Source organism: Micromonospora sp. KC213 (assembly GCF_004348325.1).
GTDB lineage: Bacteria > Actinomycetota > Actinomycetes > Mycobacteriales > Micromonosporaceae > Micromonospora.
Window position 1 is genome coordinate 1 of record NZ_SMKF01000301.1, and the last position, 3,254, is coordinate 3,254.

3 protein-coding genes are annotated in these 3,254 nt (G+C 72.0%); 1 reads left to right on the forward strand and 2 read right to left on the reverse strand.

Translation table 11 applies throughout. From position 1 onward, the window contains the following. Positions 1-214: 214 nt before the first annotated feature. Entirely contained in the window at positions 215-832 is a 618-nt protein-coding gene (locus E1166_RS29990) for a DUF4126 domain-containing protein (RefSeq protein ID WP_132343179.1), read from the reverse strand. A gap of 71 nt (positions 833-903) precedes the next feature. On the opposite strand from E1166_RS29990, the gene nucS reads away from it, so the two are divergent. Then, positions 904-1,563 (forward strand): endonuclease NucS, encoded by a 660-nt coding sequence (gene nucS, locus E1166_RS29995; RefSeq protein ID WP_132265023.1) that lies wholly within the window; start codon positions 904-906, stop codon positions 1,561-1,563. A 34-nt stretch (positions 1,564-1,597) separates the two neighbouring features. Here nucS and E1166_RS30000 read toward each other — a convergent pair whose 3' ends face one another. Next, on the reverse strand, positions 1,598-3,097 hold the full coding sequence (locus tag E1166_RS30000) for an aldehyde dehydrogenase family protein (protein ID WP_132343180.1): 1,500 nt from the start codon (positions 3,095-3,097) through the stop codon (positions 1,598-1,600). Positions 3,098-3,254 lie beyond the last annotated feature (157 nt).

Here is a 3,254-nt window from a genome sequence, read left to right on the forward strand (position 1 = left end):
GTCTGAAGCAGGTTGATGGTTGGCAGGACATGCCGTTGACCGAGGCCGCGCAGACCGTGCAGGTGTCGGCCTACCCGGATGCGTACGCGCAGTGGGAGCAGCAGGCCGCCGACCTCGTCGCCCAGTACTGGAACAGCTGACCAAGAACAACGCTGGCCGGCACCCCCCGGGGTGCCGGCCAGCGGCGTGCGCGCTGGTGGAGACGTACGGCCGGTCAGACGCGGTAGCCGGCGGCCCGGGCGGCCCGGCGCTCGCGACGGCGGTCGGCCCGGCGGCGCAGGAACCAGAAGAGAAAGGCCACCAAACCGACCAGGAAGACCAGCACCAGCACCGGCAGGACGATCGCCACCAGGGACATGACCACGCTGGACACGTCCTCGGCGGTGCTCGCCACCGGGGCACCGGCCCCGGCGGTGGTGGCGTTGACCACCGGCCGGGCGGCCGACTTGAGCAGGTGCACGCCGAGCGCGATCACCACGCCGGCCACCACAGGCACCCACTGGTGGGACGAGAAGAAGCTGCCCGGGTCGCTGACCGTCACCGTCTCCGAGCTGGCGCCGGCCCCGAAGGCCAGACCGCCGGCGGTCGGGCGGACCACCGTCTGGATGACGTCGTTGACATGGTCGACCACCGGCACCTTGTCGGCGACGACCTCGACGGCGAGCAGCACGGCCAGGATCGCCAGCACCCATCCGTCGCCCAGCCACTGCCAGCCGCCGGGTAGGTCGATCAGGTCGGTGTAGCGGGCCAGCAGTCCCATGGTGAGCAGGGGGATGTAGGCGTTCAGGCCCGCCGATGCGGCCAGCCCGGTGCCGGTGAGTACTTCGAACACGATTTAAGGGTCGCACCGGCACGCCAGTGCCGCTCGCTGGCGGTGGGCCGGTCCTCGGCTACCCTGCTCGGGTGCGGCTGGTGATTGCGAAGTGCTCGGTGGACTACGTGGGACGGCTCTCGGCGCATCTGCCGCCGGCCACCCGACTGCTGATGGTCAAGGCGGACGGCTCGGTCTCCATCCACGCCGACGACCGGGCGTACAAGCCGCTGAACTGGATGAGTCCGCCGTGCCGGCTGGAAGAGGCTCCCGGCGTCTGGCGGGTGGTCAACAAGGCGGGCGAGGAACTGCGGATCACCCTGGAGGAGGTCTTCCAGGACACCTCGTACGAGCTGGGCGTCGACCCCGGGCTGCGCAAGGACGGTGTGGAGGCGCACCTTCAGGAGTTGTTGGCGGCCAACCCGGAGACCCTCGGCGAGGGCTTCACCCTGGTACGCCGCGAGTACATGACCGCCATCGGCCCGGTCGACCTGCTCTGCCGGGACGCCAACTCCGGTGCCGTCGCCGTGGAGGTGAAGCGGCGCGGCGAGATCGACGGCGTGGAGCAACTCACCCGCTACCTCGAACTGATGAACCGGGACCCGCTGCTCGCCCCGGTCACCGGGGTGTTCGCCGCCCAGGAGATCAAGCCGCAGGCCCGGGTGCTCGCCACCGACCGGGGAATCCGCTGCGTGGTGGTCGACTACGACAAGCTGCGTGGCATCGAGCGTGACGAGCTGACTCTCTTCTGAGCTGCCGGCCCGCCCGTACCGCGGGTCGCGCCGGTCAGCGGCGGCCGTACATCAGCTTGACCACCTTCACCAGGCGGGCCACGTCGGACGACGTCCGCTCGAAGGTGGTCGACGGCAGCAGCGAACGGGCCCGGCGACGGGTGATCGCCTTGGCCCGGCCGAACTCCCGCAGCCCGTCCTCGCCGTGGATCCGGCCGAACCCGGAGTCGCCCACCCCACCGAACGGCAGGGTGGACATCCCGGCGAAGGTGAGCGCGGAGTTGATCGAGGCCATGCCCGAGCGCAGCTGCCGGGCGATCGCCACCGCCCGCTTGCGGCCGAAGACCGAACCCCCGAGGCCGTACGACAGGGCGTTGGCCCGGCGTACCGCCTCGTCGGCGTCGGGCACCCGGTTGATGGTCAGGGTGGGGCCGAAGGTCTCCTCGCGGACGGCCGCCGACGACTCGGGCACGTCCACCAGCACCGTCGGGTGCACGTACGGCGGCCGTACCGCGTCCGACCCGCCCAGGACGGCCCGGCCGCCAGCGGCCAGCGCGTCGTCGATGTGCCGCCGGATCACGTCGAGCTGGCCCGGCATGGTGATCGGGCCGATGTCCGCCCCGTCGACGCCCACGGTCAGCCGCTCGGCCCGGGCGACCACCTTGCCGACGAAGGCGTCGAAGACCGGCTCGACCGCGTAGACCCGCTCGATGCCGATACAGGTCTGCCCGGCGTTGGTCAGCCCACCCCAGACGCACGCCTCGGCGGCGGCGTCCAGGTCGGCGTCCGCGTCGACGATCATCGCGTCCTTGCCGCCGGCCTCCAGCAGCACCGGGGTCAACGACTCGGCGCAGGCGGCCATCACCTTCTTGGCGGTGGCGGTCGAGCCGGTGAAGGCGAGCTTGTTCACGCCCGCGCGGCACAGCGCCGCACCGACGTCGCCGAGACCGTGTACGGCGGTGAGGACCGGCTGCTCGGGCACCACCTCGGCGAAGCTGTCGACCAGCCACTGCCCGACCGCCGGGGTGTACTCGCTGGGCTTGAACACCACCGCGTTGCCGGCGGCCAACGCGTACCCGGTGGAACCGATCGGGGTGAGTACGGGATAGTTCCACGGGCCGATCACGCCGACGACACCGTGCGGCTGGTACTCCAGGTGGCCGGTGAACTCGGCGAGGATCAGCCGGGAGCGGACCCGCCGGGGCCCCAGCACCCGGCCGGCGTTGCGGGCGGCCCAGTCGACGTGCTCGATCGCGGTGAGGATCTCGACCACGGCGTCGGGGATCGGCTTGCCCCCCTCGACGTGCATCAGCCGCGCCAGTTCCTCGATCCGCCGGGCGAGCAGGCCGCGCCAGCGCAGCAACCGCTCGCGTCGCCCCCGGAAGCCGAGCCCGGCCCACCAGTCGCCGGCGACGCGGGCGCGGTCCACCGCCCGGGCGACCTCGTCGGCCGTCGCGACGGGGAAGCGCCCGGCCTCCTCGCCAGTGGCGGGACTCGTCGAAACCAGTCGACCATCCTCGATGACTGGGAGGCCCGGAACCTGAACAGCCGTCATGGCGGAAGTCTAGACCGGCAACCTACCCGCGGGTAGGGGCCGGCTGTCCGGCCCCAGGGCAGGCGGTGAGGATGGTGCCGCTGGTGCGTGTCGGCCGGGCGACGGATCAGCCAACCTGTGGTGTCCGGCGGGGGGCGGGGAGATGGCCGCCCGGGGG